Annotated in this window: 23 protein-coding genes and 2 pseudogenes; 14 read left to right on the forward strand and 11 right to left on the reverse strand. The window is 58.9% G+C overall.

The features are described from left to right. Window positions 1–2: 2 nt before the first annotated feature. The 8 genes from QZY01_RS13045 to QZY01_RS13080 form a co-directional block, all read right to left on the reverse strand. Window positions 3–422, reverse strand: a complete 420-nt coding sequence (locus tag QZY01_RS13045) for a hypothetical protein (protein WP_294537739.1) — start codon at window positions 420–422, stop codon at window positions 3–5. 95 nt (window positions 423–517) lie between these two features. Further along, window positions 518–1,054 (reverse strand): hypothetical protein, encoded by a 537-nt coding sequence (locus QZY01_RS13050; protein WP_294537740.1) that lies wholly within the window; start codon window positions 1,052–1,054, stop codon window positions 518–520. A 14-nt stretch (window positions 1,055–1,068) separates the two neighbouring features. Beyond that, complete coding sequence (locus tag QZY01_RS13055; RefSeq protein WP_294537741.1) at window positions 1,069–2,472, reverse strand: hypothetical protein; 1,404 nt, start codon at window positions 2,470–2,472, stop codon at window positions 1,069–1,071. A gap of 121 nt (window positions 2,473–2,593) precedes the next feature. Then, window positions 2,594–3,847 (reverse strand): DotG/IcmE/VirB10 family protein, encoded by a 1,254-nt coding sequence (locus QZY01_RS13060; protein ID WP_294537742.1) that lies wholly within the window; start codon window positions 3,845–3,847, stop codon window positions 2,594–2,596. After that, on the reverse strand, window positions 3,844–4,785 hold the full coding sequence (locus QZY01_RS13065) for a DotH/IcmK family type IV secretion protein (protein WP_294537743.1): 942 nt from the start codon (window positions 4,783–4,785) through the stop codon (window positions 3,844–3,846). Before QZY01_RS13065 ends, QZY01_RS13060 begins: the two co-directional genes overlap by 4 nt. Before the next feature lie 14 nt (window positions 4,786–4,799). Further along, entirely contained in the window at window positions 4,800–5,429 is a 630-nt protein-coding gene (locus QZY01_RS13070) for a DotI/IcmL/TraM family protein (RefSeq protein WP_294537744.1), read from the reverse strand. Window positions 5,430–5,486: 57 nt separating this feature from the next. Next, window positions 5,487–6,422 (reverse strand): hypothetical protein, encoded by a 936-nt coding sequence (locus tag QZY01_RS13075; protein WP_294537745.1) that lies wholly within the window; start codon window positions 6,420–6,422, stop codon window positions 5,487–5,489. A gap of 269 nt (window positions 6,423–6,691) precedes the next feature. After that, window positions 6,692–7,054 (reverse strand): helix-turn-helix transcriptional regulator, encoded by a 363-nt coding sequence (locus QZY01_RS13080; RefSeq protein WP_294537746.1) that lies wholly within the window; start codon window positions 7,052–7,054, stop codon window positions 6,692–6,694. Between the two features lie 320 nt (window positions 7,055–7,374). Between QZY01_RS13080 and QZY01_RS13085 the strand changes: the two genes are divergently transcribed. The 9 genes from QZY01_RS13085 (at window position 7,375) to QZY01_RS13125 (ending at window position 15,895) form a co-directional block, all read left to right on the forward strand. After that, the gene (locus QZY01_RS13085) at window positions 7,375–7,830 is read left to right on the forward strand and encodes a hypothetical protein (RefSeq protein WP_294537747.1); all 456 of its coding nucleotides are present in this window, start codon (window positions 7,375–7,377) and stop codon (window positions 7,828–7,830) included. 63 nt (window positions 7,831–7,893) lie between these two features. Further along, complete coding sequence (locus tag QZY01_RS13090) at window positions 7,894–8,307, forward strand: hypothetical protein (protein WP_294537748.1); 414 nt, start codon at window positions 7,894–7,896, stop codon at window positions 8,305–8,307. After that, a complete protein-coding gene (locus tag QZY01_RS13095; protein WP_294537749.1) occupies window positions 8,307–8,852 on the forward strand; it encodes a hypothetical protein in 546 nt (181 codons plus the stop codon). Before QZY01_RS13090 ends, QZY01_RS13095 begins: the two co-directional genes overlap by 1 nt. A 12-nt stretch (window positions 8,853–8,864) precedes the next feature. After that, entirely contained in the window at window positions 8,865–9,089 is a 225-nt protein-coding gene (locus QZY01_RS13100; protein ID WP_294537750.1) for a hypothetical protein, read from the forward strand. A 124-nt stretch (window positions 9,090–9,213) separates the two neighbouring features. Further along, on the forward strand, window positions 9,214–10,326 hold the full coding sequence (locus QZY01_RS13105; RefSeq protein ID WP_294537751.1) for a hypothetical protein: 1,113 nt from the start codon (window positions 9,214–9,216) through the stop codon (window positions 10,324–10,326). Window positions 10,327–10,337: 11 nt separating this feature from the next. Further along, entirely contained in the window at window positions 10,338–12,629 is a 2,292-nt protein-coding gene (locus tag QZY01_RS13110) for a hypothetical protein (RefSeq protein WP_294537752.1), read from the forward strand. Window positions 12,630–12,689: 60 nt separating this feature from the next. Beyond that, the gene (locus QZY01_RS13115) at window positions 12,690–15,035 is read left to right on the forward strand and encodes a DotA/TraY family protein (RefSeq protein WP_294537753.1); all 2,346 of its coding nucleotides are present in this window, start codon (window positions 12,690–12,692) and stop codon (window positions 15,033–15,035) included. Between the two features lie 2 nt (window positions 15,036–15,037). After that, entirely contained in the window at window positions 15,038–15,535 is a 498-nt protein-coding gene (locus QZY01_RS13120; protein ID WP_294537754.1) for a hypothetical protein, read from the forward strand. 51 nt (window positions 15,536–15,586) lie between these two features. Then, the gene (locus QZY01_RS13125) at window positions 15,587–15,895 is read left to right on the forward strand and encodes a hypothetical protein (RefSeq protein WP_294537755.1); all 309 of its coding nucleotides are present in this window, start codon (window positions 15,587–15,589) and stop codon (window positions 15,893–15,895) included. A 78-nt stretch (window positions 15,896–15,973) separates the two neighbouring features. Here QZY01_RS13125 and QZY01_RS13130 read toward each other — a convergent pair whose 3' ends face one another. From QZY01_RS13130 to QZY01_RS13140, 3 genes are all read right to left on the reverse strand, one after another. Then, entirely contained in the window at window positions 15,974–16,486 is a 513-nt protein-coding gene (locus QZY01_RS13130; RefSeq protein ID WP_294537756.1) for a hypothetical protein, read from the reverse strand. Further along, the gene (locus QZY01_RS13135) at window positions 16,486–17,712 is read right to left on the reverse strand and encodes a hypothetical protein (protein ID WP_294537757.1); all 1,227 of its coding nucleotides are present in this window, start codon (window positions 17,710–17,712) and stop codon (window positions 16,486–16,488) included. Before QZY01_RS13135 ends, QZY01_RS13130 begins: the two co-directional genes overlap by 1 nt. 66 nt (window positions 17,713–17,778) lie before the next feature. Beyond that, on the reverse strand, window positions 17,779–18,519 hold the full coding sequence (locus QZY01_RS13140) for a hypothetical protein (protein ID WP_294537758.1): 741 nt from the start codon (window positions 18,517–18,519) through the stop codon (window positions 17,779–17,781). A gap of 454 nt (window positions 18,520–18,973) precedes the next feature. Between QZY01_RS13140 and QZY01_RS13145 the strand changes: the two are divergent. From QZY01_RS13145 to repA, 5 genes and pseudogenes are all read left to right on the forward strand, one after another. Next, window positions 18,974–19,228 (forward strand): annotated as a pseudogene (locus QZY01_RS13145) (transposase); the annotation flags it as partial. A gap of 97 nt (window positions 19,229–19,325) precedes the next feature. Beyond that, complete coding sequence (locus tag QZY01_RS13150; RefSeq protein ID WP_294537759.1) at window positions 19,326–20,663, forward strand: methyltransferase domain-containing protein; 1,338 nt, start codon at window positions 19,326–19,328, stop codon at window positions 20,661–20,663. After that, a pseudogene (locus QZY01_RS13155) lies at window positions 20,605–20,781 on the forward strand (hypothetical protein); the annotation flags it as partial. The gene QZY01_RS13150 and the pseudogene QZY01_RS13155, both read left to right, overlap by 59 nt. Window positions 20,782–20,860: 79 nt before the next feature. Then, window positions 20,861–21,241: a hypothetical protein gene (locus QZY01_RS13160; RefSeq protein ID WP_294537761.1), complete on the forward strand. Its 381-nt coding sequence runs from the start codon at window positions 20,861–20,863 to the stop codon at window positions 21,239–21,241. 544 nt (window positions 21,242–21,785) lie between these two features. Further along, a complete protein-coding gene (gene repA, locus QZY01_RS13165; RefSeq protein WP_294537762.1) occupies window positions 21,786–22,997 on the forward strand; it encodes a plasmid partitioning protein RepA in 1,212 nt (403 codons plus the stop codon). Window positions 22,998–23,060: the final 63 nt, after the last annotated feature.

The following is a 23,060-nucleotide window of genomic DNA, read 5'->3' on the forward strand; positions in this document are numbered from 1 at the left end:
TCTTACTGGAAGCTCACGACGCCTGCGGTGCTGGTGATCGACGCGGCGGCGCCGGTCGCGGTCTGGGCTGCCTTGTTGATCCACGAGCCGCCAGTGACGAGCAGACCGCAGAGCACAAGACCGGCGACGCCCTGGACCACCTTGCCGCCTTCGCGGTTTTCCGGCTGGCGGGATTGCCAGAGCGCCCAGGCGCCGAAGACGAAGGTGATCAGAGCGCCGACATACATCGCCGTTGAGGCGACGGTGCCGCCCGCCGTGGAGGCTTCCTGCGCCATCGTCCCCATCTGAGCGCCGATCGTGCCGCCGGCGGCCTGCGCGAACGCCGCGTGAGCCGAGACCAAGGCGAGTCCGACGCCGGCCGACACGCCGGGAGCGATACGGGCGCCGAGTTTGCTGAATTTGAAAATGACCGAATGTTTCACGTGATGACTCCTGATTTTATGAGGCGAGGAAGTCGCTGTTGTCCCCCTCGCATTCGACTGTCTCGAAAAACGGCGCGAACTCGATCGGAAAAAATTCACGCGGTCTGAAAAATCTGTGTGAGCCAGGTTGTGACCGTCACGATATTGATGAGCATCACACCAAAAACGAACTGAACGCAGCAACCTCCCTGCGTCCGGTTGTTCTGACCGTTGACGATCGCTCGCCACGCGATCATGGCGAAGAGACAGGCAAGAGCGCCAAAGCTTTGGAAAAAGCCCTGAAACAGCGTCACCACGTTCACGATGGCGTCGCCAGGCCCATTGCCGAGGACAGCGCTGGCGGTCGGCGGCGAATAGCTCGTCAATGCGCCAATCGAGACGGTCAGATTGGTCCCCGCGCTACCGTTGGCCAGGGTGAGCACCTGATCGAAGCTCGCAAAAGCGCCCGACAGAATGAGGGACACGAGCGGGATCCATGGCCGCCCGTGGAACGGATTCGTCGGATCGCTCTGCATCCAGAAGCCCCAGGCGGCGAACAGAAAGCAGAACAGCGCCATCAAATAGCAAATCGTCGGGATAAAAATTGCAATCGCGTTTCCGACGTCGCCGGCGAAATTGACCAATCCCTGCATGGACGTCTTCCTTCCTATTGAATGACGCCGCCGGCGGTCACGACCACCCACGCCTGCCCGCGCTGTTCGATCTTGCTGACGCGGCCCCAGCCCGGAACGATTGCCCCCGGCGTGACCTCCAGGGGCCGCTCATTGCCGCCAGTGCCGAGCATGGCGAGACTGGGCGACGCCGCCTGCACCCGGTAAGGCCGTTTGTCGTCCACGCTCTCGGCCGGAACCGGCGCAGATCCCGTCTTCAAGACAATCCGCGCCGGCGGCGTTTTTGCCTCCGCAGGACTGGCCACGGCCAGCGACTGGACATGCCGCGCATCCTGCGCCCTCGCCGCCCCATCGAGCTGAACACTCGCTTCAGCCAGGGCCATGCGCCGCTGAAGATCGGCGAAATGCTCCTCCGTTCCCGTCGACAGTTTTGTCTGCACGCTCTCAAGCCTGTTGATCTGGAGGTTGAGATGGGCGACCAGCGCCGCCAGTTGCGTCACGCGCTCGAGCAACGCGGTTTGCGACCGCATCGCCTCGAGACCTTCCTGCTGGCTCAACGCCGGTTCCTTCACCGGTGCGACCTGGCCGCGAGCCACAACGCCGGCTTCCGCCACGCCCTGTTGGAGAGCCGCTTCGACAATCGGCTTCACCGCCGCTTTTCCCGCCGGCTCACCTGGCGCTCCATCAAGCAGAGCGGCAGGCGACTCCGCGTTCGCCTTTTCTGCAACTGCCTGCGCCGACGCCGGCTTCTGCGCGCCGTCATCGAGCCGCACCCTCTTCTCCTCAACCGGTGTGGGGGCGGCGTCCTTCGCCGCCAGCGGAGCGTCCTGCGGCTTGAGCGCCATAATCTCCTGCAACGGATCGCCAAATTTCTTCGACGGACGCTCCGGCGCCGACGTGATCTCGGGCTTGGGCAAAGACGCGAGAGAAGCCGCTGGCGCCAACAGCGTTTGCTGTCCCGCCATTCCCTGTTCCGAAACCGGGGGCCTGGTCGCGGTCGACGGCCAAAGCGCCACGCCGGCCGTCGCGGCGACGACTGCAACCGCCGCCAGGCCGCCCAGCAACACACGCGGTTCGGTCTTCTTTTTGGGACTGGCCTTCCCCTCGGCCTCGGCTTGGGCCTCGTTACCTTCGCGTTCTTCCAAGCGCGCTCCGACGCCGCTTTGCCCGGCGCTTTCAGACGCGTCGAAGTCCACGACATCATGCCCTTCCGGCCTCGTGGTCTTCTTGCGACCGAAGGCGTCACGAATATTCACCAGGACGCCTCCAAGACCGCGGCTTACGTCCGGCTTTTTCTCGTCCCTGCCCTCGCCCTCGACAAGCGTGATTTCTGGCGCGGCCTCACCCGGAAGGCCGATCGGCGCCTCGACGTCGATATGAATTTCTCGATCGCTATCCTCTCGATCAGGTTGCTGGCGAAAATTCGGTTGCGGATTCATGACATGCTCCTTTGATGCGAGTTCACAGGATGGCAAGGTTTGGCGCGAATACACGCAACAAAAAACCGGCAACCCTTTGACTGCCGGTTTTCGCTCTCACATTCGTCCCGATGAGACCGGATTACTTTTGCACGACATTATCGAGAAACATGACGCCCACACCGATGTTGGCGTCGAGATGAATGGTCGGTCCCTTGGGAGTTGACTGGGTAAGCTCATGGCCTACCGCGCTAGCCGCCGCGCCGGCGGCGATCCACCCCTGTTGAGCCACGGACATCCGCCCGATCACCGACGTCGTCGAGCCATAGGGCGAGACGGTTGTCGACGTGTTGCTCATCGACGCCGCCTGCCCGATGCCTTGAATAAAGGCCGCCGCCGCCGGCAAAGCAAAGCGCTCCACATAGTGCTGATCGATATTCGACGCGACCGAGGTCTCCATCGAATCCGGCGCCACAACGAGGCCCGCGACTTCGAGCGGCTCCCCATGATGCTCGACTCTCGAAATACGCACGACCAGCCGGTCATTTCCGGATTTCGTAAAAGTACCGATCATCCGATCGCCCATGAGCGGTCCGGTGTCGGCCTCGAGCACAATGGGGCCACCCGAATCCGAATTCACGGAAAGAACCGTGTGCGCATAGACGCCGCGTCCGGCCGGCACCAGCAACTTGCCCTTGTTGGGCCCCGCGTTGGAAACCGCCTCGCGCCCGGTCTGAACACGCGCCGCCGACTCCCGTTCCTCCTGAATGCGCTCCGGCAGCACCACGGTCGTTCGCATCGGCTGAATGTCCCATTGCGCCATCATAGTGTCATACGCCTTGCGGCGCTCCGGCGTCAGACCCGGATCGGCGTTTGGATCCGGCGTCGTCATCGACACTTTCTGAACTTTCGGCGCGTCGTCGAACATTTCGTCTTGCCGTAGCGCAGGCGCCGGCTTCTCGGGCGGCGTGTATAAAGGCGCAGAAGGCATTACCATATGAATTGCAGGCGCAGGCTGTTCCGCGACATCGGGCTTTTCCAAACCGACTTCGTGCACGGACATTGGCTGCGATCCGGGCATCGACGGCGTGTAGGATTTGGCTTGAACCTCAGCCTTCTCCGCTTCCGCATTCGCATGCAGGACCCGAAGCTTTTCCTGCGCCGGAGTGCTGTTGAGACCGCCCGGCAGAAGGTTCATCGATTGCATTTTCGTAACCTGCGAATCGTTTTTCTTGGCGTCACGCCGAATCGACAACACAACGACCAAACCGACCATCGCAACCAAAGTGAAGGTGATCGCGATGAGCCTCGCCGGACCTCCTTTTCCCGCGCTGCTTAGGAAACCAGGCTTGAGGCGTCGAACCGATGTTGGCTCCGAAGACGGGGTATGGGTCATTGGCCGGGCTCCGAAAGCGAGGCGGAAACGGTCGAGCCGTTCTTCGACAGAAGAACGACCGGCGTCGATGGCAGCGAATAGACGGTGACGCCCCCTTCGGCCGCTTCCGAAGCGAACCATTCGGGCGAAACCAATTGATAGATCGTGCGGATCACCACCCGATCGCCGATCCTCCATGCCCTGAGATCGTCCGGGCTCACGCCGGCGACATTGAGCGGCGCCGCGTCGGCGGGCGGCGCGCCCTGAAGCATCGACGTGAGGAAGGGCGAGGCCGTATCGGGCGCGGCCGGAGGGGCGACAGGGCCTCGCGCGTTCGGGCCGCGCTTGCCGACATGAACGGTGAGATCGGCGTCATAGACGCCTCCCCCGCTCACGAGCAAAAAGGAAACCGGCTTCGGCGCGTTCTTCAGATTGACCACCAGGCCGCCGCGTGGCTCGATCGAGGCCGGCGAAATCTGCAACACATTGCTGCCAACGGTCGGCGTGCAAACATAAAAACCTACCGTCGCCACGCCCGGACCGCCGCCGCCCGCCGGCGTCTGGCTGCAGGTCGACCCCCCTCCTCCGCCGGCCGGATTGGAATTCGTGTTCCATTCGATCGGCCAGGGTTCGCCCGTGTCGTCAAAAAACGAAATCGCCGTGGGATAGCCCTTCACCAGCCGAATGATCGGCGTCGTCTGACCCGGCGTGAAGCCGACATTGATTCGGGACGCTTGCGGCGCGGCCTGCTGGGTGTTAACCTCTTCCTGCGCGCGGCGCGTGTCGCCGACGCGCCTGCCGAGATCGCGGATCATGTCCGGCGTCAGAGGAATGTTTTCCTCGGCTTTCCCCGGGTGTCCAGCGCCGCCGGCGCCGATGGACGCGCTCTGTTGCGCCAACGCGGCGAACGGAACGATAAACCCCGCGCAAAGGGACAGGCAAAGAACGCTTGCTCTCATTTTTTGGTCCCCCTCTATTGCGATTTGGCGACGAGCTGGTCGACGACCAGACCCTCGACGTGATCCTCGGCGTTGGTGCGCCTGACCAGTGCCGTCAGGATCATTTTTTGCGAATTGGCTTCCTGCGTGTTCTGACACGTCTGCACCACCGGCACTTGCACCTGATAGGCAAGCGCCCCGGCTTCGAACAAGGTTTCGGTGATGATCGCCGCGCGCTGTTGCTGTGCAAAACAAAGCAACATGCCCTTTTTCATGGCCTCGTAATTGCCGCTGGCGATATAGCTTGAGGCAAAAGAACGCCAGCCGCTTGCCGAGAATTTACGTCCGGCCCGGTTCAATTGCTCCGCGTAATCGTGATAATTCACGTTATAGGGCGCAAGGATGGCGGTAACCGTCCAGTTGAGCAATTGCGTGTCGTCCATGATCGGACTGTCGACAGGCTTCACCTCTTTGGGCGGATTCTTCCCGTCGATGACGAAATATTTCGGCGTCGGCGGATTGGCCCACAGATAGGCGTCGTGGGCGACAAAGGCGGTAAGCAGCGCTCCAAGCCCCATCACAAGAACAAGACTCTTGTTGACGAGACCCGCCTGAAAGTCGGGATCGGAAAGTTTTCGCATGATGGCAGCGTTCTGGTTGTCCATGGATCAACCCTCGGCGTTGACGGCGCGAACTCGAACGATTATTTTCGATTATTCTCTTTAAGCCCCGCCGAAACGCGCGGTGCATTCCCGATCCTGACGCTGCCCAGCGTATTTCTGCCGCATCTGAAATGCGCGGCAGGTGTTGCGGGGGCCGCCGCGCGCCCGCGAGTACCAGAAGTTGCGAGTTGTACCGTCGCACTTGCGCCACTGCATGCCCCAAACCGCGATAAAGGCCTCGGCGCGCGGCTCGATCTCATCGTCAGCGATGAATTCAACCGACCGGGTCGAGCGATCGCGAAAAACCTGTAACCGGCACAATTGGTCGGCGATCGCTTTGGCGGTGAACGCCACGCCAGATTCCAGGCCAAATTCCAAGGTCATTCGAGCGGCGATCGCGCCATTGCTCAATCCGGCGAACGCCAGAGAGGAACACCGCTTGCTTCGATCGGAATTCCACCGCTCTTCCCGCTTCGGACGTTCTTGCAAGCCGACGGCGCGTTCTTCTGTCGGCGCAGCGATCGTGTCGACCGCAGGGAGTGGCGTCCAGAGAAGCGGAGTCGCCGCGCACTCTTCAAGGGAACGCTGCCGCAGTTCCGACCGCGTGCGGGATTCGAGACCGAGCCACTTGCGCTTGTAATAAAGACTGCCAGTCGAGCGCGCGATCGACGCGGCGATCGACTTCGTCGCCGCATTATCAAGCCAGAGAGCGATAAATCTCTGCACGTCGGCGATCGACCATCCGCGCGGGCCGGACTTGCGCATTGGCCGGTCGTGCGGCCGAGGCAGATCGAGCGCCGCCGCGCGCTCATCGACCGCCTCGGGCGTCATGCCAAGGAATTCCGAAATTGCGGCGCTTCCCAAACCCCTTTGCGCCATCCCACGAAGCAGTTGGTCTAGCAAGACGGCTGTTTGCGGAGCGTTGACCGCATTCTCGAGAGGACCTAAATTCGCGGCAGAAGTCGGGTATGATTGGGTTGAAAATTGGATCGTCATGGTTGGCCCCGTGGTTAAGCGGACCCATAATTTTATGGCTAGTCGTAAAAAGCAAGCGTTCACTTAACCGTCAAGCGGCTTAAAAAAAGCTTTTCAACCAAAATCGCAATTTATCATGACGCAGTGATTTTATTGCCACAGTCCAAATAAACTCTTCCCCGACCCGAAGAGATTTTTTCACCGCCACTCACGTCGCCGGCTTTGCGCAAGTTCTGCGGCGCGAAAATGCACCCAGGAACGTTGACTCACTTATTAGCTAGCCTAATTTTCTAATTCCTTTTGTGGCTTGTCTCGTTGGCTCGCGGCCGCTTTGCAGCGTCCACCTTAGGCTTCCCTAACACAGGAAATCCACGCACAGGAGTTACATCGACCGGTATCGTCGATTCAAGCAACACGCCAATATCCATGCCAAGCACACGGGCAATCGAAAAAACGATCAACAACGAAACGTTCGTTGCACCAGTCTCGATGAGGCACATGGTCGGTGTCGTAACGCCAACAGCTTCAGCTAAAGTCTGAAGCGTGAAACCCTTTTCCTTCCGCGCCGCACGGACGCGAGCCGCGAATAAAGTTAAAACGTGATTAAATAGTTCCTGCTCGACTTCATCGATTTCACCAAGTCTTCTAGACATCTGCTGCAAGCCCCTAAAATACTGGTTTCACGCAGAAAACGTTCGCTCTGATTCGCGATAGGCGGACACTGAGCAACCAATTAACAAACTCAAAACAAAATGAACAGACACGGTAATTACGAATCCTATTTCCATAGCCATTCGTGAATTTGCGCCGGATCACATAGGGCCGAAGCGCCAGTTCCGAACCGTTGGAGCAACCTGATTTTTCCGCGTGCGGACGGTAATTAACAGGCGCGAATTGCAAAGCTTGGCAGAGGTCCGAGTTTTTCGCTGTTCGCGCCGATTGGCATCATGATCGCCGTCAAACAGGAGCCCTCATGATGAAACGCATCCTCCCTTTCCTGGTTCTTTTCGCTCTTGCGTGCCCCGCTCGCGCCGAATTTTCTCTTGTTTCAAGCGAAGCAGAGGTTCCGTCGTCGCCGGATGCCGCTGCAATGCCCGGACCTGGAGCTTCAACCGCCCCTGAGACCACTCGACCCCTAAAACCGCAAGCGCCTTCCTCTAAACACCGCGCCGCTGCCGAAGCGCCGAAGAAGACCGTCGGAGTGGCCGCGGGTTTCGGCGCCCAGGTTCCCTTAGCCTTCGCTATCCGCCAGATGGCGCCCGATGGCTACGAAATCGTTCTCGAACCGCCCGCCGATCCAGACACGGTTGTCGACTGGCGTGGAGGAAAGGTTTGGACCCGCACGCTCGCCGACGCCGTTCAACCCCTCGGTCTCACGGTTTCCGTTCATGACAAAACGGTCACGATCGGCCCCGCGCGCGCTCAATAATCTTCTTAGGACTTCGCGCCAAGAACGCCGATCCTTCTCCAACAACCTGATCTGGAGAGCTCGATGTCGACGCGACCGCCTTTTATTTGGCTTGACCTTCCACATTCAGCGGACTTCGTGGCGCCCGCACCAATTCCGCCCGACGTGCAAGCAGCGCTTGAGCGCTTCGCCGGCGCGATCGCCGCCGTCAAGGAGCCACAGGTCTCCTTCCTCGCGCACTATTTTTCGGTCGACCCTGGCCGAATTCGTTTCAACAACATCACTCGACGCCTCGCAGCCGACTCGTTGGCCAGCCTCCTCCACAAAATGACCGCTAGCGGTCGCGCGCCCTCGAGCGCCGCTCTTCCTGACTCTACCGTCGCTGCTCTCGCGCGCAAAACCTTGCTCTCCCGCATTCTCGATCCTTCCCGCATCGAGGCGCTGCAACGCGCCTGCGAAACCGTCTCCACTTCCACGATCAAAGGAGGACCGTTCTGATGAAACTCGCCCAAATACTCGTTCTCGCCACCGGCGTCGCGCTCTCGGCGCCGGCCTTCGCTCAAACAGCCACAACGACAGGGAGCGCCGGCTGCACGGCCATCACACAGGCCGCAAGCAACGCGATTTCGTCGCGCGTCGCGGCTGACGACAAGGACATCGCCCAGCCGAATTCGATCAAAAATCTGACCTGTCTGGACAATTTCTTCAACGGCAGCGGTCTCAACATCGTCATGAACCTCCTCAACCCGCAAACGCTGCTCCAGTCCATCCAGACGCAGATTTGCAACAAGCTCAGCCAGATCTGGAAAAGCACACTGGGGTCGAAACAATGCGGAATCACGCTGACGGGGCTCAACCTCGGCTTCCTTGGCGGCAGTTCGCTCGGCGGCGGAATTTCCTGCCCGAAGCTCTCGTTTGGCGGCGGCGGTCCAACGATCGCGCGGATAGGCACAGGCTCCGACAACAATGGCGGCCTGTATTTCAGTGGCAATGCCGTCGCCCCGACCGGCTACCCGATCACCTCCCTTCTCGGCTTGTTTTGACGGACGACTCCAATGAAAACCTTTTCCCTGATCTCAGCGGCGGGCATCGCAATTGCGGTGAGCGCCGCCTTCCTGGCCTCTACCATCGGATCGGCTCAATTGCCGGTTGGCGACTGGCCGGCGATCACCATCGATACGGCGATGCAATTCCTCCAGGAGCGGATCGACAGATTCGGTTTCATGCCGGGTGAGCTCAGCGCCAACGCCGCCATCGATCCCCTCCTCACCATCAACTGAATCAAGCGCTCCCTCTCGGGACGGCCGAAGGATTTTTGCGATGAAAAAAAAACGTCTTCTCTCCTCCATAGCGAGAGCTGTCGCCATCGGCGCCGTGCTCGCCCCAACTTCCGCCTCCGCTCAAATGGCCGTCGTCGATTGGGCGAGCCTTGGCGTCAGTCAGGCCATGAAATTCATCCAAAATCAGATGAGTAACACACTGACCTCCATCACCGGCCAGCTCGGCGCCAACGGGCCGCTCGGCCAGCTTCTCGGCTCCAACCAGTTTGGCAGCGTGACCACCCTTCTGCAGCAAGGCTTTACTCAAATCGCCAATTACCAAAAGGCGCAGGTCGACGCCCATGGGCAATTGCTCGACGGCCAAAATCTTGCGATGACCCGCGTTCAGCGCGATTTCCGCAACGCCCAAATCCGTGACGAACACTCGGTTGGATCGATCCATTGCGCCGCCCTCGACGGGGGACAGTCGGTCATCACCGGCGCGTCGAAAAGTTGGCAGGTCGCCACATCCATCACGGCCGTCACCGACAAACGCGGCGAAGGCGGCAAAAACCAGCCCGCCTACTACGGGTCCGCCCAAGCCGCGCAAGCCAACAACGAATTGCATTACAAGCGATACTGCTCCGACGTCGAGGCGGCAGCGGGGCTATGCAGCCTTTCATCGACGCCAAACGGCGACCAGGAAGCATCGACGCTCTTCATCTCCGGCACCCTCAACGGTCAGGATGGCGTCAACGCCGCGAACGACTATACGATCAGCTTGATCCAGCCCGTCGTTCCCTCGACCATTCGCGGCGATCAGCTCACCTCAGCGATCGGCACAGAGGCGATAGCGCGGCGCCGCGCCTACAATGCGCGGATGTCTCTGGCCCGCCGGGTGACAAGTTATGCGATTGGCGTCCAATCGCCTTCGGTCACGCTTACGGCGGACCAGCAAACAGAAATGCAAAACGAAGGATTGGCCTCGACGCCTACCGCCTCCTGGCTCCAGGCGCTCATGCTGGACACCAACCGCCGACTTTCGAGCACAAACTACCACGCGCAACTGGCCGCAATGCCTCTGGCCTCCGTCGAGCGCGAGATCGCCACCGAAATTTCAGAAACCAACTATCTGCTCGTGCAACTTTTCCGATTGGAACTCATGCACGCGACCACCGCCGCCGCGCAACTGGCTCAAAACGTCGAGCGCGACTACCAGCCCCCTACCCAAATGGCCTCGCCCAATATCTCGAACTGAGGAGATTTGTCATGGATGATTCCGATCTCGCTCAAAATCCAGGCAAGCCCGACGTTCTCGTAGAGACCGCCGAAGAAAACACGCCTGGCGCCGCAAACAAAAACGAGCCCTGGCTTTACTCGAAAACGCGAGTACCGCTCGGCGAAGGCATCGCAATTCACAACGGTCCCGACGCGCAGCATTCCGGTATCCACGTTTCGTCCGCCCTTAACGAGAAGATCGATGCCGTCTGGCGCGCACCCAATGGATGGTATCAGGGCGTCGACGACTTCCCAGTTGCGATAAGTTTTCCGGAACGATTCACCGAGCAGCAATTGAAAAACGCCCATTTGCAAGCAAAAGAAGCTGACCCTGAGAGTTATCAGGCGTTCTCGGCCAAAATGTTCGAAAATCCTGACGAAAATTTGGGTTACACGACCACCAGGAACTACCATGGCGAAGGCATCTCCTTATTTGAGACGCCTATTGAAACGCGTCTTCACGTTACCCCCGAATTGAACGAGAGGATCGATGAGACCTTCCGCAACCCGGACGGTTGGTACGACGATCCCGGCATGCGATCGATCATCGCTGTTTCACTCCCCGAACGATTCGACCTGTCGGAGCTTGCCGAAGCGCGGCAAAACGTCAAAGACCTCTACCCCGATATTTATGAAGGACTCATCGGCGAGACGCCGGCGCCCCGATTGGACGACCAGGACGATATCAACACCTCTGCCGAAGGTTCGGCCAACAAAGAGGCACCCGGCAACGAAGAACTGATGAGCGCTTTCGATCTCGACGCGGACACTGCCAGCAAAGCCGCCGCCGCGGGCGGCGCGCTTGAGACCGATACGAAAACTGAAGAAACTTTCGACGTGACGATTTTCAACGACGATACCGCAATGCTGACCGATGATCTCGAATCGGTAGACGATGCCTATATCGAAGACCATGGCGGCATTTATTCAAAGCGCTCCTACAACCGCTCGCAGGCCGAAAGCCTCGGCATCGACCTCGCACCAATGAACTCCGATCAGTCGGCGCAACCCTCAAATTCGTTCGAGGGTTCGGCGGAGAGACCGTCGCGCGAGCTAAAAGACTTGATCGCGGCTTTTGACTCCGAAGCAGAACCGACCGGCAAAATCACCGGCACTCCCGAAACGGCGGCAGCGCAGACGCCTGCCAACGAAGACGTTGGGGCCAATACGACGAGCGAGCCTGTTGCCGAAAACACCACTGAAAAGCAACGCTTCTCGCCGGACAAAAATCAAACACCGTCCACAACAGAAAACACAAACACGGCGGCTACGAAAATCGACGGTCCACTTAATTCCGAACAATCACGCCCGCCACAAGGTCGCAATAACGACCATCAGCAGTCTTACGACAGAACGCAGCAGCCTGTGATAGCGCCGATCACGGCCGCCGGCGTCATCGCCGCAACCGTGGCCAACGCCTTTCGCGGCGATCCTTCCGCAGGGCGCCCCGCTCCGCAAGCGGCCGAACCGGCCCCAAAGGAGCCCGCCCCCTCCCCTGCCCAGCCGCAGCAAAACCCTTCAGCCGCAAAGCCGGAAACGCCCTCCCCTGCCCCACCGGCAGCGCAGACAAATTCGACCGCCCACGGACCCTCAAACCCGGTCGGAGGCAGCCTTGCTCTCCGAAATTTGCTTACGGGCTTTCGCCCCGAACGATCCGATGCCACCGCACCGCAGGAGTCCAAGCAGCCTGCCGCCGACACCCCAGCGAAACCGGGCAGCGCGCGCGCGCTTTTGGACAGATTCAACAACACCCGAATGCAGCCGCGCCGCGATACCGACCAGCTAGAGGCCACCGAACGCGCCGGCGAGGCAGCCGTCAAATCTTTCGAAGCTCTCGAAAAAGCCGATTCCTCCGCCATTCTCACTCGCATCCGCGAAGCGGCCGAGGCCGCTCCCGGCGGCATGAAGGAAGTGCTTTCCGAAATGCGGCCCGGCGGCGCCTACGAGGATTTGCGAAAAGAGTTCAACGCCACGCTGGCGCGTGACGAAAATTTTTCGGCCGCCTACGAGAACGCGGCCGGCGCGCTCGACGCCTTCGCCGATCAACGCGAAAAGGCCGCTCCGATCCTGCAAAACGGAAACGCCGGCCTTCTCGCCCGGCTCGAAGCTCTCGACCAGCAGATCGTCAAAGCCAGCGCCGAAGTTCCCGGCAAGGAGGCTGGAAAAAGCAACCTCGACGAAGCGCTTCAAAACGGGCGCGAGGCTTTGACCCAAGCCTTCGAGACCATCCGCAACGTCTTCTCCAGACATAGCCCGTCGGCCAGCCCAGGCATGTCGCCTTGAACCTTTCGACTTCGCGCCAATGCGTGACAGCCTCGACGGACCAAAATCCGCGAGGCTGTTATGACCTGTCGCCTGATCCGTTTTCTCCCGATCGCCCTCTTTTTCGCTTTCGCCTTCGCCGGCGCCGACGCGGCTCAGGCAGGCAACGGCAGCTTCAATGTAAGCTGGTCCGCCCTCGATCCCGGCGACGACTGGGCGTGGAAAACCATCCAAAGCGTTTTTCCAGTCAACGGAGCTGCTGCGACCTCGACCGGCGCGGCTGCAAACGTCATCGGCCAGGTTATCGGGCAGCTTACAGGCTTCGTCATGGCCATCGCCATGGCGTTTATTTGCTATTTGACGATCATCAATATTCATCGCGTTTCCGAAACCTCAAGGCTCCTGACCAATTCGATGACCAGTCTCGCAGTCGTGCGAATCGGTTTCGCCGCAATCATGATGCTCCCAACCTCGTCCGGATTTTCCGTGGGGCAAAGCTTTGTTATTCAGGCGGCCGGATGGGGGATCGGAATGGCCCGCTCGGTATACACGAACGTCGTTCAGGCGATCGGTCCCGACGCCATGATCGTCGCCGATCCGATTATTCCAGGCGCAGGCACAACGATCTTGAACCTGATGGAGGACGAGCTTTGCGCCGCTTTCGTCAATGTGGCGGCCGCATCGACGATCGTTCCCGCGCCAACGGCCACTGTCGCCGGTTCAAGCTCCGGCGGGGGCGTCGTCACCTATACCTATGCCCTGAGCGCGGGAAACGCGACCGATTCGCCCGCCTGCGGCTCAATCACCCTTAACGAACCTCTCTCCAGCACTGGCAATTACACCAATCTCTCCAACCAGATGGCGCAACAGCAGCAGCAAATCCTCGAAAATACCTTGAGCACACTTCGTCCACAAATTCAAAGCATCGCCAATAATTATTGGCAGACAAAGAACCAAACCTCGCTGTCCGGTCTGCAATCGATTTATACATCAACCGTTCAAAGTTATACTAGCCAGCTGACCACGGCAGCTCAATCGCTGACGCAACAATTGCGCAGCAGTCAGCAATCGCAGGATGCGCGCACTGGCAACCTCGGACTGATCCAGAACGAAACGCAGCTCTCCGCTTTGGGGTGGACTTCGGCCGGCGCCTATTATCTCGAATTCGCGCGTCTGAATGGTCTCACCTTGTCGCTCGCCAGCGCGACGCCTGTTATCAACACGCCCAGCTTCCAAGGCCTTTCGCCCGCACTCACGTCCGACATCGGACCGCTTTTCTTTTCGACGACTTCGCTGCTCGGCAAGCTCAAAATCTACGTGAACACTCAAGACGGTCTTTCGACGCCAAGCGCTTATGGCGGAAAACAAACAGGGCAATATACGGGAGGCGACCCCAACAGCACCCTCGAGCAGGTATTTCGGGCGCTCAATATCACGCCCGCCTTGCTCAATAGTCTCGTCAATAACTTGTCTCCCACGACCAACCAATGGAGCGACCCATTTGGCGGGTTGATCGCTCTTGGCAACAAAATGATATTGGCGGCCCTGGCGATCATGGGAACCGCCGCGGCGTTGACGACAACCGTCGGAACGGTTTCCGCCGTTGGCGGCGGCTTAGCGAGCGGCGGCATCTTTGGCGGGCTCGCGGCCGCCGGCGCCGCCAGCGTCATCAATTTTCTGTCGACCCCAATTTTTGTCGGCGCGGGCGTGTTTCTCGCGCAGGGCCAGATGATCGCTTACGTTTTGCCGATGATTCCCTGGGTGGTCTGGATGGCGGGCGTCGCCGGTTATCTGATCCTCGTCTGCGAGGCCTTCGTTGCGGTGCCGCTCTGGATGCTCGCCCACATGACCTTTGAAGGCGAAGGACTGCATGGGCGAGGCGGTCCCGGTTACGAACTCATTTTCAACGTTCTTTTCCGGCCGACCTTGATGCTGCTCGGCCTCTTCCTCGGATATTTCATCTTCGCATCAATGGCGTGGCTCATCAGTATGAGCTTTGGCATCGCCGCCGGCTTTGTTTTAGCCAACGGCTGGCTGGTCACAAACGTACTCGGCTTCCTGACCCTGATGTCGGTGTTTATCCTGACGAATGTGACCGCCGCAGTCATGTCGTTTCGCATGGTCTCGCTGATCCCGCACCACCTGCCGCGACTGATCGGCTTCAGCGGCGGCAACCGCGTCGACATGAACGAATTTGCGCAACTCGCGGCCTATAAAGGCACTGAGAATTCGGTCAATGCCCTCACAAACAGAACCCAATCCGTTTTTTCCTCCAGTCAAAAAACCGGCTCGGGCGGCCCCTATTTACCCGCTTCTGGAAGCCGCACTGCCGCGTTACCAGCATCGCAATCGACAACGAGCAGTCTCGATAGTACTCTACAAGCGACGACAGGTATGCGCAGCTCGCAGAAACCAACGGATGGTTGAAAATGTTCGCGTTCTCCGACTCCTTTTTGGCTGGTTACATGGCCGGCGAATCGGCAACAGACCGGCAAAAAGCTATCGACAGCGTGTGGCAGGGCATCGACGGGCGACGTCAGATCACGGTCGACCAAAGCTATCTGGATTCCCTCAGCATACAATTCCAGAACGCTCAGGCGAACGCTGAACATAACCACCGAATCGCGAGCGAATGGATTACCCATGCGAAAAAACTCGAACAAGAAAACGTCGCGTTGAGATCCCAGGTCGCCGCGCTCAACCGGGTGACGGCCGAACGCAACGGCTTGCTAAAATTCCTGGATATGGCTGGGCACCTTCTTCAGGCTCAAAGAGAAGGGAAAGCGGCGCGTCCCGAATTCGCCGAACTGCGTGAATTTGCCCTCAAAGTCGCCGGCATTCACATGCGCGGCGAAATTTATGAAGGACTTGCCGACCAGCCGAAAAAGATGGCTCGCCTTCGCGAGATCTGGGAAGCGCTGCGCTAGGTCTTCGCGCCATAGCTAATGAGGATAGGCTTCTGACAAGGAGCCTGTTCCATGAAATTCCTTCTTCTGATCCTGCCGATAGCCGCCCTCCCCCTCGCCAGTTGCGCCAGCCCCAACCTCAAAACGCCCGACAGCTATCGCGCGCCGGCAGCGCCGCCGATCCAGCATTTCTTCTTCAATCCCTTCGCCGCCTATGGTTCGGCAAACGCCACCTGGGCGCCGCCGGTCTTTGATCGCAACGGCACGATCGTCAAACCCGTCGAGCCGGCCTCGCAAGGCAATCGCCCCGATTACGAACATTCCCAATGGGCGACGGGTGCTTCGGGCGGTGACGCAAATCGTCCACTTGGCACGTTCTGACGCTCCCCCCTCCCCTCCTAAACGAAAGGGGCGGCGCCACCCAAGGCCCCGCCCCTTTTTCTGTACCGGACGAAGCGATCAGCGCGGCCAAAACGGTTCGTTCGTACTCACGAATTCGCTTGCCGTCGCATGACGCAACATGCGCAACCGAAAATTATCCAGCGCAAATTTGAACGCCATCAAGAAAAACAGCACGCAAGACGGACTGAATTCCATCACGATGACAATAGCGCTCGACGTCCACGACACTGTCGCCAATTGATAGAGCAGCCACAAAAACGACGCCCACGCCAGGCCGAAGCAAGCATAGGCCGCCACGGCCGTCTCCCGCCGCCGCTTGGCCAAGAGAGCCCAGGCCTGCCCATCCGAAAGCCCTCGCGCTTCCGCAAAAGCCCGGAGATCGAGCAGTCGATCTCCGTCGCTAATCACTTGCTGTTCGGCCGCTTTCGTTGGTTGCGCCTGCGACAAAAATCGTCGTGCCTGGTCCTCAATCGCGCGGTGGCTCTCTTTGATTTGTCGCCACGGCACGAGAATAAACGGTACCGCGGCAGCTTTGCGAACTCCCCGGCCGATGCGGCTCATCACGCCCATCAGCGCCTCCCGGAGACTTCCGCCAACAGCGCCTTGATGTCGGTCGGCATTCCATCCAACCGCCCCTCGGAGCCATCAGGCTTGCGGAACAAAAAGGTCGGCGTGCCGGTCAGCTTGATCGACTCGGAAATCTGCCCGTTCTTTTGTAGCTTGGCAGCGGCTTCCGCCGATGGCTGGCCGCCGAAATTGCGCTGCATCCATAAACTCGCCATGTGCTCCAGCGGATTGCTCAGCAGCGCCAACGCGGCCCGGGTGCTCATCCCATTGTCTTCGTGATCGAGGATCGAGATCGGGACGATCCGGAGCTGAACCCGCCCTGCTTCGACGAAGGGCTTGAGCTGGTCTAAAGCGCGGATGGAATAAGTGCAGGCCGGATCGACGATCATCCACAACTCAGGCGCTCCATCGCGGCCGTAAACTCCAAATGTCGCCTGCTTCACAACCGCCAGACCGGACTCCACAGCTTTTGCAGAAAATTCCTTGTCCCCGTCGCTTACGACAACGGTCGGGATCGCCCCGTCGATTTTCGCAACCTGATCGCGGGTGAGGTTCTTGCCGGCCGAATCCCACATCACGCCGGCGATCATCGCCTGCCTATCGGGAGTGGCGTAAAGGACCTGAATCTCCGATCCGTTCCGAAGAAACAGGCCTTTGAGACCGTGACTCTCGCCTATGTCCGTGACCTGGGCGCCTCCGATCGCCATCAGCCGCGCCTCGGAAAGTTCGAGGACCGGGCCGCCAACGACGGCCTGCCCGTCCGGCGCGACCTGCAAAATCATGAACTGGTCCCCGACTCGCGCCGCCACGGAATGAAGACCGTGTCTTTCGCCGAGATCGAGAATCTTGGCGCCAGTGCTGGCCACGTGCTTAAGCGCCGGCACGCTATCGACGTCCTTCAAGACCGACAGCGCCTCGGCGGCGACGGGATCGCGGGCCGGAACTTGAGCCGGCGGCGTCATGAATTCAGCGTTCGGTTCCGCAACGGCAGATTTCGGTTCGGCTAAAAGCGCCGGCGCGTCCAATGGCGCGGGAGCGACCAGTTCCGGAATTCTTGGCTCGGCTATGACAGCCGCAGCCGGCTTCTTGTCGACAACCCGCAGGTCGCCCGCCGCGAGGGCAAGAGGCTTGGAAAGATCGACCGCGCAGTGTCCAGCGTCGAGCGCTCGCACCGAGGTCGAGAGTGCAAGACCGCTCGCAAGGGCCGCAATACCAATAGAAAAACGCATTCTCATGTGCCTCCAATCGAGTGACAGGAAACACGCTAGGATCGAACGGCGCGAAGTCCGCGCGATTTAGGGCTCGGAACAAATCTTTTCCGAGCATGGTAGAACCGGCTTTTTTAAAGGCTCCAGCAGCCTGTCGAAATCGCGAAACATCGAACCCCTCAAAGATAAGAGAGCGTGACCGTTGCCGCGACATCCGTCAGACATTTCGAATATTTCGAGTTTCGCGTTCAAACCGGCGAAGGTCGTCGCCGGATGTTTTGCAACAGCATCCATCGCGGCTTCAATCTGAGCGCCCAGGTCTTTAATTACACGACATGACTCGCGTAGATCAGATTCCGCACCCGCTATGCTCACGTCGGCGAAACGATCTGACTCTTTAACTAATTGATTTACAGGTTGAAAAAAATTTGCGATCAGTGTCGAAAGCTCCGGCTCGATGTCAATCAAGTTAACTTCGCTCTGGCTTTCAATCACCCGATCACAATCTGAAAGACAAGATCTCAGCAACAGCGCGGTTTCGTCGTAACCCCCAGCTACCGACATTAAAATAACTTTTTTCAGAATGATTCCGTCTATCCCGCAGGAACGCATTTCTGCTAAATCTGTCACAGCGCGCCCGCGCTCGGTTGCTAAGGTGTCGATAGATGCTGGATCCAGGTTATCCACTCCAAATTCCACTTCGCCCACCAGCTTTGAGTGAATGGTGCAACATTTTAATGCTGCTGACCAAAGAGCGTGGTCGTCTGAGGGAATTGCGCCTAGCGCCTCGATATCAAAACAAATTCCGTGAATTTTTCCTGACGCCATCTGCATTCACCTTTAGAATTAGTCCTTATGTTACAGAGATACACCATGATTACATTTCATGATTAGCCGATGAAAGATTTTGACCGCCGTTCAAACAGCAAAACGGATTCTATCAATCGATTCAATTTTTTCAAGCCCGCCAGGCTTCCTTCTTCAGGAAAAATCGCTGCAAAACAGGATCGTAGTCTGGCAAGATAGGTTTCATCCGGTCCCGCCCTCTTGATTTTATTCCGCAGAGATTTTTTTTGCATGAAACGGGCAAATATTGCACCAACATGATCCTGCGTCGCGGTACGGTTTTAAACCAAAGCTGGGGGAGCCGCGGCTCCCCCTTTTAAAATTAAGTCTTCCGGCGTCATTCCGAACCAGAGAAGCCCCGTAGTCCAGCTCGTAGCCTTCAAGCGCCTCCAATAATCCCACTACGAGAATATAGGCGCCATCAAAATCGCGCTCTGAGATCAGCCAAACTGTCGCCAAGGGCGCTCAAGCCGTCATGCTGCTTGACGCGCCGGCTGGCATACGACCGACAAGCTCCGGGTTCCCAAAAACATGACGCTGACTGCTGCCTTCGCGCTCGCCGGAATTGAACCCGGTCGAAAATATCTGGCAATAACTGTGCTCCTATTGGCTTTCCAACAGGGTCTTCGAAACCTACGAGGAAATCTGCGTAGCCGCATGTGACGCCTGGAGCAAGCTGACCGCTCTGCCCGCCGTCAGCCCTTTTCTCTCAACCCGACTGGTTCACTTTTACGCCCCCACTTGGCACATTTTGTCGCCGCCGTTGACACGCCACGGCTGCGGGCTTCATGCTGCTTCCGCCGGTGCTGGCGTTCGGGCTGTATTTTGGTCTCGGTCCCTCGGTGCGGCACGTTTTGCGCCTCGGCGCTTGGCGGGCTGCGGAGCAACCGAAGGTGGGCGCGCGCTGGGTAGCCACTGTGATGTTGCCGGCTGGCGCCATCTGCGCAGCGGGCCTTGTCGGCCTGACGTGGCTCGACGACCGGCCTGCTGGCGCCTGCGTTCCGCATCAACGCCGCTTTGACGTTGCCACAAATGATGGTCACCAGTTGGTTGAAGCCCGTGTGGCCTTACTCTTGCTCACCGCTCGGGAAGCGGCTCCTGCGTTTCCGCGCAGAATAGAACGAGACAACATTTCCCCTGAACCAGCGCGCGGCACCCACCCTTTGGAACATCACACACAGGCGGCTCCGATGGCAGAAACCAAACCCAGCGCCACCCGCGCCCGGTCAAGCCTATGGGATGCGGCCCGTTTCGCAGCCTGGGCATACGCGCCATTCCAAAGCTTGGCGGCGCCGGAACTTTACGGCCTACTGGCGACACGCGCCTTTACGGCCAAGGGCCTGTACCTCAATCTCGGCTACTGGAAGACCGCGCGAACGATTGACGAAGCCTGTCCGGCCCTGGCCACGCTGGTGGCCGAGGCGGCGGCGATGGGGCCGAATGACGATGTCGTGGATGTGGGCTTCGGCTTTGCCGATCAGGACATGCTGTGGATCGAACGTTTTGCGCCGCGCCACATCACTGGGCTGAACGTGACGCCGGTGCAGGTGCGCCTCGCCCGCCAACGTTTGCAGCGGCGGGGCATGGCGGATCGCATCACGCTCACCGAGGGCTCCGCCACCGCGATGCCGCTGCCGGATTCATGCTGCGACATCGTCACCGCCGTGGAATGCGCCTTCCATTTCCACACCCGCGCCGATTTCCTGGCCGAGGCCTTTCGAGTGCTGCGGCCGGGCGGGCGGCTGGTGCTAGCCGACGTGATTCGTGCGGCTCCCGAACCCGAACCGCTGCGCCGGCGGGCGCAGGATTTCACCTGGTCCCAGTTCGCGCAGAAATTCGCGGTGCCCGCAGCCAATGCCGACCGGCGAGCGCCTTATGCCGCGAAGCTGAACGCGGCCGGCTTCGCGTCCGTGGATGTGACGCCTATCGGAGACCATGTCTTCCCGGGCTGGCACCGCGCGCTGGGTGAGGACGCCGCGCTGTTCGCCAGGCTTCCGCCGGCCGGCCGGCTGCCTTATCGGCTGCTGCTCAATTTCGATGCCCGCACTGTGTACAGCGCTTTCGACTATGTGTTGGCGACCGCGCGCAAACCAAGAGGAAAGGGAGCGCGCGACGGCGCTGTATGACTTCACCGCCAAGCTAACCACGGGCGAGGACCGGAGCCTCGCGGCGTATCGCGGCCAACCACTGTTGATCGTAATTGTCGCGTCGAAATGCGGCTTCACGTCGAAGTACAAGGGGCTCCTGCGTCAGTCCTAATCAGGCACAGCCCCCAATCGCCCCCGCCTCCCCAACTAGACGGGCCGCTCATCGGAAAAACCAAATGCGTATCGTTCGAACGTCACGTTCCATCGCCGTCTTTTCCCAAGCCGCGCTCCCGATCAATGCAGCTAACGCGGACCCCCTCCCCGAACAGTTGCCAGAGCCGCAAGCCGTTTTCGACCCGATCTGCGTCAGCAAAGAATCGATCGACGATACCGCCTTGTTCCAGTCCATTGCCGCCAAGCGAATTTCCGCTCGTCCAGTTCAAAGGCCCCGATGGGCCCAAAACGAGAATATGCGCGCCAGCAAAATCGTGCTCGGCGCCACCGGCCTGGAACGCGCTGCGCACATAGCGAACCATGCCTCGACGCGGAGGACGCAGCTCTACGACCGCCGCGCCGAAGAGTTCTCGCTCGAAGACGTTGAGCTTGTATTGATTTGAGGTCGTGACGCCATATCGGCATTGGCGTTAGTGATGAGGAATGCTCTTCCCTGCCCTGCTGAGACGGAGACTTCGAAAACAGAGCAGAGGTTCCCTAAATGGGCTGATTGATCTCGCCCCGCTTTTGAACTGAACGGAGAGGAGCGTTTTCCTGGACAGTTAAGTTTTCGACTTTGCCGGCCCCAAGGAGCGACATTGCCAGCGGAAAGAGTTTGCGATGCGTCAGGCCCGTATCCGTCCAACGGTGGTGTCTTTGATTTTTTTGGTCGCCGGCCCGAGGAGCACGGCCAATATTGCTTAGGTGCCTTTCGATCTTTTTGTGGCCGACCAGACCCCGAGTGGGCAATAATTTGACAGCCGTGCAGAACGTCTGGAAAGCTCTCAACTACAGCATTCTAATTCATTTTGCGTGCTAAATTCGGAACGAATCGCGCCGTTAATATTTCGTTAACTAAAAAAACATTGATGCAATGAACGAATCGGGCATAATTCCCGCTTGAAATGTGCTTTCGCTGCAAAAAACGTTATTCCGGAATTTGTCGAGATGAATATGGTCACCGCGATTGACGAGCTGGACAGCTTCAGCTTCCACGAGGCAATCCTCCGCCAAGGAGAATTGATCTCCGATAAGCTGAATATGCTCCGAATGGAGCATTATCCGCCGAACGCCACGAAAGGGTTACGCTCATTTTCGTTGGCCGAGGTTGCCTATTTTTTAGGTGTAACGTCGTCGAACATCAAAAAACTACATCTGGATGGCAAAGGGCCTGTGCCGATCACATCAGCGTCTGGGCGGCGCACCTACACCGCCGAGCAGATGCTGGAATTGCGTCAATATCTTGATCGGCACGGTCGCGCCGATTTCAAGAAATATGTTCCTCACAGGCGTCCCGGAGAACCGCTTCAGGTAATTGCCGTTGTCAATTTCAAGGGAGGAAGCGGCAAAACGACCACGGCCGCGCATCTTGCGCAGCATCTTGCACTTACCGGACACCGCGTCCTGGCAATTGATCTTGATCCACAGGCGTCACTTTCTGCTCTTCACGGCATTCAGCCAGAGCTGGACAAGAATCCGTCGCTCTATGAAGCCCTTCGGTACGATAAATTTAGAAAGCTGATCTCCGAGGTGATCCGTCCAACGAACTTTCCTGGGCTCGACATCGTTCCTGCGAATCTCGAGTTGCAAGAATACGAATACGACACACCGATCGCTGCTACTAATAAGTCATCCGCTGACGGACGTCTGTTTTTCACCCGCATCACCAACGCATTGAAGGAGGTCGATGACCGGTACGACGTCGTCGTGATCGACTGTCCACCCCAGCTTGGCTACCTTACGCTTACAGCTCTTACCGCCTCAAGCTCGGTCCTCATCACTATCCATCCCCAAATGCTCGATGTGATGTCGATGAGTCAATTTTTGCTCATGCTGGGCGGTATCCTGCAGTCAATAAGCGCAGCTGGCGCAGAGGTTCGGCTGAAATGGTTCCGATATCTTGTTACGCGATATGAGCCGACCGACGGGCCGCAAGCCCAGATGGTGGGGTTTATGCAAGCGCTTTTCCCCAAGCAAATGCTGACGAGCCCGATGTTGAAATCCACTGCAATTTCCGATGCAGGGATCACAAACCAAACTCTTTATGAGATTGAGCGATCCCAATTCACCCGCGGCACTTATGATCGAGCGCTTGATGCGCTCAATGCGGTCAACGAGGAGATTGTCGAGCTTCTCCATCGCGCGTGGGGGCGGAAATGACTTCTTTGACAGCCGTGCAAAAATTGAAATTAACCCATTTTTTCAATGCGTCCGCGCATGTCA

The sequence above is a fragment of the uncultured Rhodoblastus sp. genome, from assembly GCF_903903185.1.
In the GTDB taxonomy this organism is placed as follows: Bacteria; Pseudomonadota; Alphaproteobacteria; order Rhizobiales; family Beijerinckiaceae; genus Rhodoblastus.

Excerpts from the sequence above, each read along its gene's own strand:
- QZY01_RS13090 (WP_294537748.1), top strand. The coding sequence starts at position 7,894 with ATGTCGACGCGACCGCCTTTTATTTGGCTTGACCTTCCACATTCAGCG.
- QZY01_RS13080 (WP_294537746.1), bottom strand. The coding sequence starts at position 7,054 with ATGTCTAGAAGACTTGGTGAAATCGATGAAGTCGAGCAGGAACTATTT.
- QZY01_RS13050 (WP_294537740.1), bottom strand. The coding sequence starts at position 1,054 with ATGCAGGGATTGGTCAATTTCGCCGGCGACGTCGGAAACGCGATTGCA.
- QZY01_RS13065 (WP_294537743.1), bottom strand. The coding sequence starts at position 4,785 with ATGAGAGCAAGCGTTCTTTGCCTGTCCCTTTGCGCGGGGTTTATCGTT.
- QZY01_RS13095 (WP_294537749.1), top strand. The coding sequence starts at position 8,307 with ATGAAACTCGCCCAAATACTCGTTCTCGCCACCGGCGTCGCGCTCTCG.
- QZY01_RS13060 (WP_294537742.1), bottom strand. The coding sequence starts at position 3,847 with ATGACCCATACCCCGTCTTCGGAGCCAACATCGGTTCGACGCCTCAAG.
- QZY01_RS13150 (WP_294537759.1), top strand. The coding sequence starts at position 19,326 with ATGCTGCTTCCGCCGGTGCTGGCGTTCGGGCTGTATTTTGGTCTCGGT.
- QZY01_RS13055 (WP_294537741.1), bottom strand. The coding sequence starts at position 2,472 with ATGAATCCGCAACCGAATTTTCGCCAGCAACCTGATCGAGAGGATAGC.
- repA (WP_294537762.1), top strand. The coding sequence starts at position 21,786 with ATGAATATGGTCACCGCGATTGACGAGCTGGACAGCTTCAGCTTCCAC.
- QZY01_RS13105 (WP_294537751.1), top strand. The coding sequence starts at position 9,214 with ATGGCCGTCGTCGATTGGGCGAGCCTTGGCGTCAGTCAGGCCATGAAA.
- QZY01_RS13110 (WP_294537752.1), top strand. The coding sequence starts at position 10,338 with ATGGATGATTCCGATCTCGCTCAAAATCCAGGCAAGCCCGACGTTCTC.
- QZY01_RS13070 (WP_294537744.1), bottom strand. The coding sequence starts at position 5,429 with ATGGACAACCAGAACGCTGCCATCATGCGAAAACTTTCCGATCCCGAC.
- QZY01_RS13075 (WP_294537745.1), bottom strand. The coding sequence starts at position 6,422 with ATGACGATCCAATTTTCAACCCAATCATACCCGACTTCTGCCGCGAAT.
- QZY01_RS13130 (WP_294537756.1), bottom strand. The coding sequence starts at position 16,486 with ATGGGCGTGATGAGCCGCATCGGCCGGGGAGTTCGCAAAGCTGCCGCG.
- QZY01_RS13115 (WP_294537753.1), top strand. The coding sequence starts at position 12,690 with ATGACCTGTCGCCTGATCCGTTTTCTCCCGATCGCCCTCTTTTTCGCT.
- QZY01_RS13140 (WP_294537758.1), bottom strand. The coding sequence starts at position 18,519 with ATGGCGTCAGGAAAAATTCACGGAATTTGTTTTGATATCGAGGCGCTA.
- QZY01_RS13100 (WP_294537750.1), top strand. The coding sequence starts at position 8,865 with ATGAAAACCTTTTCCCTGATCTCAGCGGCGGGCATCGCAATTGCGGTG.
- QZY01_RS13135 (WP_294537757.1), bottom strand. The coding sequence starts at position 17,712 with ATGCGTTTTTCTATTGGTATTGCGGCCCTTGCGAGCGGTCTTGCACTC.
- QZY01_RS13085 (WP_294537747.1), top strand. The coding sequence starts at position 7,375 with ATGATGAAACGCATCCTCCCTTTCCTGGTTCTTTTCGCTCTTGCGTGC.
- QZY01_RS13125 (WP_294537755.1), top strand. The coding sequence starts at position 15,587 with ATGAAATTCCTTCTTCTGATCCTGCCGATAGCCGCCCTCCCCCTCGCC.
- QZY01_RS13120 (WP_294537754.1), top strand. The coding sequence starts at position 15,038 with ATGTTCGCGTTCTCCGACTCCTTTTTGGCTGGTTACATGGCCGGCGAA.
- QZY01_RS13160 (WP_294537761.1), top strand. The coding sequence starts at position 20,861 with ATGCGTATCGTTCGAACGTCACGTTCCATCGCCGTCTTTTCCCAAGCC.